Origin of the sequence: Vibrio sp. 10N.286.46.A8 (assembly GCF_041470165.1) — a bacterium.
GTDB classification, from domain to species: domain Bacteria; phylum Pseudomonadota; class Gammaproteobacteria; order Enterobacterales; family Vibrionaceae; genus Vibrio; species Vibrio tasmaniensis_A.
Genome location: NZ_JBFRLX010000197.1, coordinates 1 through 5607, shown reverse-complemented (window position 1 = coordinate 5607; position 5607 = coordinate 1). Strand labels below are relative to the sequence as shown.

General features: G+C 41.9%; 5 protein-coding genes. 2 read left to right on the top strand and 3 right to left on the bottom strand.

What is annotated here, in order from left to right; genetic code table 11:
• Nucleotides 1-113 precede the first annotated feature (113 nt).
• Nucleotides 114-1355 (top strand): GGDEF domain-containing protein, encoded by a 1242-nt coding sequence (locus AB4232_RS18295; protein WP_012600626.1) that lies wholly within the window; start codon nucleotides 114-116, stop codon nucleotides 1353-1355.
• A 79-nt stretch (nucleotides 1356-1434) separates the two neighbouring features.
• Here the strand turns inward: AB4232_RS18295 and AB4232_RS18290 are convergent, their stop codons facing one another.
• Both AB4232_RS18290 and AB4232_RS18285 read right to left on the bottom strand, forming a co-directional pair.
• Nucleotides 1435-2421 (bottom strand): Solitary outer membrane autotransporter beta-barrel domain, encoded by a 987-nt coding sequence (locus AB4232_RS18290; RefSeq protein WP_371694879.1) that lies wholly within the window; start codon nucleotides 2419-2421, stop codon nucleotides 1435-1437.
• 101 nt (nucleotides 2422-2522) lie between these two features.
• Nucleotides 2523-3494, bottom strand: a complete 972-nt coding sequence (locus AB4232_RS18285; protein WP_198135326.1) for a diguanylate cyclase — start codon at nucleotides 3492-3494, stop codon at nucleotides 2523-2525.
• Between the two features lie 131 nt (nucleotides 3495-3625).
• On the opposite strand from AB4232_RS18285, the gene AB4232_RS18280 reads away from it, so the two are divergent.
• Nucleotides 3626-4063 (top strand): DUF3069 domain-containing protein, encoded by a 438-nt coding sequence (locus AB4232_RS18280; protein WP_004731036.1) that lies wholly within the window; start codon nucleotides 3626-3628, stop codon nucleotides 4061-4063.
• Nucleotides 4064-4445: 382 nt separating this feature from the next.
• Here the strand turns inward: AB4232_RS18280 and modC are convergent, their stop codons facing one another.
• The gene (gene modC, locus AB4232_RS18275; protein ID WP_372087698.1) at nucleotides 4446-5552 is read right to left on the bottom strand and encodes a molybdenum ABC transporter ATP-binding protein ModC; all 1107 of its coding nucleotides are present in this window, start codon (nucleotides 5550-5552) and stop codon (nucleotides 4446-4448) included.
• Between the last annotated feature and the right edge of the window lie 55 nt (nucleotides 5553-5607).

Below are 5607 nucleotides of genomic sequence, written 5' to 3'. Positions count from 1 at the left end.
GATCATGTTTTTGCTATAATTTAATGAAAAAGCTTGGCAATTGCTTGTTTACCCGTATCCTACGTATAAAATTAAAATATAAGATCATCATTATAGTTAGGCTCACCACATAAATGACATCTTCTTTCGTCACGTCGAGCATATTTCGATTTTGCTTTCCCTTACTTCTATTAGCAATATTACTTGCAGGTATGAACAACGTCATCCTAGTGACGGATTCAAACTTAGGGTTTGCTAGCAACCTCCCATACATTCTATTGAGCGTTGCGGTTTTGCTGTGCCACACATTTAAGCAAGGTCGTATGGCCATGGTGTCCTTAACCATGCTCGTCGCATACCTCATCATTCAAGTTCGTTTACAAACGCCACTCAACACAGGCACCACTCTATTAGAACTGTCTCTGTTAACCGCTTTAGTTCCTGTAACATGCTTACTGGTGTATGCCTTCCCAGATAACGGCGTTAACTCGAAATCCATGTTCCTATATGCTTTGGTTCTCGTTCTGTTTACGGTATGGGCACAATTAATTGTTTCTCATTTCCAGTCAGGTGGATTTGAGTCATGGAGCGAAGGTATCCTGTTTATCGTTAACGGATTCTCGAGGCTACCTTTCGTTTTAGTGCTGTATAGCCTTTGTTTACTTGGCCTTACTTCGATTTTAGTTCTGGTATACAACCGCGCGATTGATGTTGTCGTATACAGCGCAATTTTACTTTCTACTAGTACATTCATATTTTTTGATGTGCAATACATCTCTAGTACGATGTTCTCGCTGTCTGGTACGTTATTCATTATCTATGTCGTCTCTGCTAGCCACGATATGGCCTTTAATGACCGTTTAACTAACATTCCAGGTAGACACGCACTAGAAGTGGATATGAAGCACTTAGGGCGAAAATACTCAATGGCGATGGTTGATATCGACCACTTCAAGAAATTTAACGATACCTACGGGCATGACATTGGCGACGATGTGTTGAAGTTGGTAGCACGTATATTGAGTGAAACAACCGGTGGTGCAAAAGCTTATCGCTATGGTGGTGAAGAGTTTACGATTATTTTTAAAGGCAAATACTCGGAACAGGTTAAAGAGCACCTTCAAGTTCTCATTTCGGAAGTACAAAACTACGATATGACGATTCGAAATAGCAACGATCGCCCTGACGACCATGAAGTCGGCATTAAAAAACGTGGTCAGAGCAACAAATCAACTGAAGTCGTAAACGTAACGGTGAGCATTGGGCTGTCTGATAGTAGAACCACTAAACAACCCGTAGAAGTCTTGAAACTTGCCGATAACGCACTGTACAAAGCAAAAGAAACTGGCCGAAACAAGCTGTGTGTCGATAGTTAAAGACGTTGAAAGTCTTGGAATGTAAAGCTCTGAACATCGTAATTTAACGGTGTGAACATCGAAAGCGTTGGTGCTTAGACTAGTCTTGGTTAAAGAAGATGACTAAGCTCCCTCCTTTCAAACTACTTCCGTAATTGATAGTAAACCCTATTCCTACATTGTCGACCCAGTCATTAAACAGATTTGGGTTAAGCAACCAACCTACACTACCTTCGTAGTAAGCTGTAGTGCCCATAGACGCGACAGTATCACCACCAATATCTATTCTTCTTATACTCGAATACATAGATGTGATGTTTTTGTCCCAACGAACTAAGTCATAGAAGATCTTAGCTTCATTTGCTATGTACCAACCTTCTGGGTGACCAATGTTACCGTTATTGGCTTCTCCCCAACCTATACCATTAAAGTAATGCCAACTGGTACTGAGTTTATATTTTCCCCAGTCATTCTTATCTTCAAACATCAACTTTATCTTAGGCTCTATTATGTATGCCCAAGCATCCGTGTTCAGATAAAGACCATCCAGGCGACCTTGAATTGGTGCAAGCAACGAAGAACGATATTCAAAATCGTTTCGATAATAGGAAATATGGTTACCAATTGCAGAACTAAAACTCCAGTATTCGTTTAACTGGGATACGTTCGCATATTCAACGTAACCAGAAACCACAGACTCTTTTTGAAAGTCGCTTATCGTTGAACTGGCATATTGAACATCCTTCTCTATCCGCAACGCAGATAAACGAAGTGTTACTTCTTGATGGTTGTCTTCAATATAACTTGGCACTTCAAAGGTATAAGGAAGGCTGAGGGACGCGATATTTTGTCGGCGACTTACTGAGTCATTAGAGCCAATATCTTCATTGTCCAAACTAAAGACTTTGTTGGGATCAAAATTATTTATGCCAAAGGTAAACACATCCGTATCATTGAGCAAAACACTCGTTGCGAAGGTTTGTTCAATGTCTTTCCTGACCAGTTCAGAGAGTGAAGCTGCGTTAACAGCGGTTGGAGACACGGAAACAAACAGAGTTAATACAAGACCTTTGTTTGAGTTAGTCATGACGAATGACTTGGAATGCTGCATTTCTTTTATCACTTAAGTCACTTCCTAGCTTATAAGCTACTAGAAGTATAATTCAGGTTACTACCGAAGCTCGTCAACTATTGCTCAAGCTCCATAATATCGCGTTGTATGTAGGTATTTCTTCCACTTTGCTTGGCTTGATACAGTGCTTGGTCAACCTTTTCGTAAATAGAAGCGATAGCTTCACCACCTTCAGGGATGAATGACAACACACCTTGTGACGCTGTCACCCTATCAGACACTGCTGAGTAGTCGTGGACGTAGTTCATTTGATGCAGTGCTTCTTTTACACGATTGGCCTGTAAATTAGCCGCGGAGCTGTCGGTATCACTCAGAATGATGACGAACTCTTCACCGCCGTAACGTCCAACAAACTCTCCAGCTCGAACAAAGAGCTCTTTCAAAGTATTGGCAAGCCCTTGCAGGCACTTATCCCCTTGAATGTGGCCATAGTTATCGTTGTAAGGCTTAAAGAAGTCAACATCGAGTAGTATGACGGTCATGGATATATTACGTCGTCCGTGCCACGCAATGCTCTCTTCAAGCTTAGTATCCATATATCGACGGTTGTATAATTTGGTTAGGCCGTCTTCGTTGGCTTGTTGTTGCAGTAAAATATTCAGTTCTTCGAGTTTGGCGGTACTCTGTTTTAACTCTCGTCTCATGTGCGCAATACGCTGCATCGCAATCAACTTAGAGTTCAAAACAACTTTGTTTACTGGTTTGATCAAATAGTCATCGCCGCCGGCATCAATCGCTTTTGCGATCATTTCAGGCTCTTCATGACCGCTCAAAAAGATGATCGGAACCCATTCTGGGAATTGCCGACGAACTTCGTTAGCGACCTCAAAACCATCCATGTCTGGCATGCTGATATCCAGTAACACGAGTTCAGGATCAAAATCAGAATAAACATTCAGGGCTTCTTTTCCGCTACCAACAGCTTCTACAACGTGACCCAGTTGCTTGAGTCGAATAGCGAGTTGCATCCTATCCAGTTGAACGTCATCAACCAGCAATATGCGCATCGAAGATCCCTTTTCTATCATCACATCACCTTTATCTAGTGTTGAATATTCAAAGTAGCTCAAATTTGGGCTTAAATCATGCCCTAATCTCTATATTATATTGACTTTTTTACAGATCTTTTTAGCATTGTTTCTTTTTAAAGAGAAATACTATGTCAGACGCTACAAACAACGAAGTACAAGAAATCGATTTAACCACTATCTCACCGGAGCTTCGCCAAGTTATCGAATTTGATGAAGTGCCTAAAGAGATGCACAACATGGTTACTTCTATTCATGAGGTGTCTGAAGAAGCAGTGCGTGAAACTTGGAGCAGCCTTCCAGCAAGCGCACAAAATGTTTTGGACAACTTTGAGCAATTCCACGCTCTAATCTCTGTTAGCCAAGCTTTCGCTGGTGTAAACATGATGGAGGAGTTCCCTACTCTTAAACTTCCAGAAGGCATGTCTGATGAAGAAAAAGAAGAGTACCGAGCTCAACTGCTTGACCAAATTTTACATAACTGTGTAAAAGACATGGCTAAGCAAATCAAGAAAGCGCGCCGTGATGCTATCTTGAAGCGTGATTTCAAAGAAGTTTTCATCCGCTAAGCCATTCAGAGCACCTAAATTTAGGTTGAATGCTTAACGAAAACTTAATGATTAAGCCGTATGTTATTTAAAACATGCGGCTTTTTTGTACCTGCAGCTTTTTCTATACGTTCTTTTGTGGCTCTTATAATTCTAACTTTTCTCATCGCACGGAAAGTATGCGTTAACACTCATACAGTATGACGCAAAACTGGCAGTTACACCGTATAAAATGACCCATGTAGTCATTTATGGAATCAAGATCGAGTCACAGAATCAAGATCGAGTTTTACCCGTTCTAAAATGAAACCAAAAACCAGGTACGTCTTGGGATCTTAATGTATTACCGTTAGATCTTAATGTATTACCGCATGAGCTTGCTGCATAAACTTAGTGCATAAGCTTAGTGCGTTATCGCGATATCTCTTTGCGCGACACTCACGCCTTTAATTTGTGCGTAGACACGTTGTCCAATTTCTAAATTCAGCTCATCCAGCGCCCACAATGTAATAGTCGCCCATAGGTAGCATCCGGCCTCAAGTTCTAACTCGACAGCGACACTCTGCTTATTCGAGCCTTGCTGGTGCGTCTCTACCCTTTTAATAGTGACAGGAAGGATATTACGTATCGAAGTGCCTTGCGGCTGCTGTAGCGTGATAGAGACATCATTTGCCCTCACTTGCAGCCTTACCGTAGTGCCAAGCTCGCTCGACACCTTTTGAACCCAAAGTGACGTTGATTTACCTAACGTTAGACGTGACAACGCATAATCATCATTATGTTCCGCTAATGTCGCTTCAAACAACGAACTTTGCTCTGAAAAAGATTGCCACGGTTGCATGGCTCTCGATGCCCATACCTCTTCCGTCATCCCCGATGAAATAACTTTGCCTTGATCAATGATCACAAGGTGATTTGCCAAGCGTAATATTTCATTGAGGCTATGAGTGACATAGATAATCGGTATTTGAACGGTTTCAGATAAGTTTTCCAGAAACGGCATTACTTCACGCTTACGAGGTAAGTCCAGAGACGCCAATGGCTCATCCATCAATAGAATGCTGGGCTTAGACAACAGTGCGCGGCCAATCGCAACACGTTGCTTCTCACCGCCAGACAGACGGGCTGGATAGCGATCAAGCAGCGAGTCCAACGATAGCATCGAGACTATTTGTTCAAAGTGCGCGTTATCGACGCATTTCATGCCGTACTTTAAATTCGCAGCTACCTTCATGTGTGGGAACAATCGTGATTCTTGGAATACATAGCCGACGTTGCGTTTGTGCGTTGGTAAGTTGATGCCATTTTCACTATCAAACAGAATGGTTCCAGATACGCTGATCAAGCCACTATCTGGTTGTTTGAGACCACTAATGGCATTGATAAGTGAAGTTTTACCTGCACCAGAACGACCGAAAATTGCCGTAATACCAGTACTTGGCAATTCTAAGTCAATATCAAAAAACGTTTCACCAAGCTGTTGCTGATATTGGAGGACCAAAGTGCTCATGCGACTCATGCGTTACCCCCCAAACGTTTTGCTGACTTTTTGTTGAGCCATTCAG

What these genes read in the sequence shown, in the direction of transcription:
- AB4232_RS18295 (WP_012600626.1), top strand. Translation starts at nt 114, where the DNA reads ATGACATCTTCTTTCGTCACGTCGAGCATATTTCGATTTTGCTTTCCC.
- AB4232_RS18290 (WP_371694879.1), bottom strand. Translation starts at nt 2,421, where the DNA reads ATGACTAACTCAAACAAAGGTCTTGTATTAACTCTGTTTGTTTCCGTG.
- AB4232_RS18285 (WP_198135326.1), bottom strand. Translation starts at nt 3,494, where the DNA reads ATGATAGAAAAGGGATCTTCGATGCGCATATTGCTGGTTGATGACGTT.
- AB4232_RS18280 (WP_004731036.1), top strand. Translation starts at nt 3,626, where the DNA reads ATGTCAGACGCTACAAACAACGAAGTACAAGAAATCGATTTAACCACT.
- modC (WP_372087698.1), bottom strand. Translation starts at nt 5,552, where the DNA reads ATGAGCACTTTGGTCCTCCAATATCAGCAACAGCTTGGTGAAACGTTT.